The organism is Pseudomonas sp. FSL R10-0399, assembly GCF_009600165.1.
GTDB classification, from domain to species: domain Bacteria; phylum Pseudomonadota; class Gammaproteobacteria; order Pseudomonadales; family Pseudomonadaceae; genus Aquipseudomonas; species Aquipseudomonas helleri.
Genome location: NZ_WIWK01000332.1, coordinates 1 through 302 on the forward strand (window position 1 = coordinate 1; position 302 = coordinate 302).

General features: G+C 61.6%; 1 protein-coding gene. It reads left to right on the forward strand.

The genetic code is table 11. The annotated features are described in order from the left end of the window. Nucleotides 1-302 (forward strand): hypothetical protein (locus GHO41_RS30015; RefSeq protein WP_178126639.1); only part of this gene is annotated, 302 nt, incomplete at both ends.

A 302-nucleotide genomic window follows, 5' to 3' on the forward strand; every position in this document is an offset into this window, starting at 1 on the left:
CAGCTACTGGGCCTGCCTCTGCTGCCCAGCCTGGGCGCTGTAGGCAAGGACCGGCTACGCGAGAACACCCACGCTTATCACGACCTGAAGCAGGGCATGGAAACGTGCCCTCCAGAGGTCGGCGCCATTGCGGCGGTATTCCGTGGCGCGCTGTGCCTGCATGTCGGCGTGGTGGTCGAGGCTGATGGCAGGCTCAAGGTGTTGGACACCAACCCAGGCGGTGTGCGACTGCGCACCGTCCGTGAGTTTGAAACTGACTTTCCAAGGGTGGTCTTCTACCGTGATCGAATTTTTCCCGAACA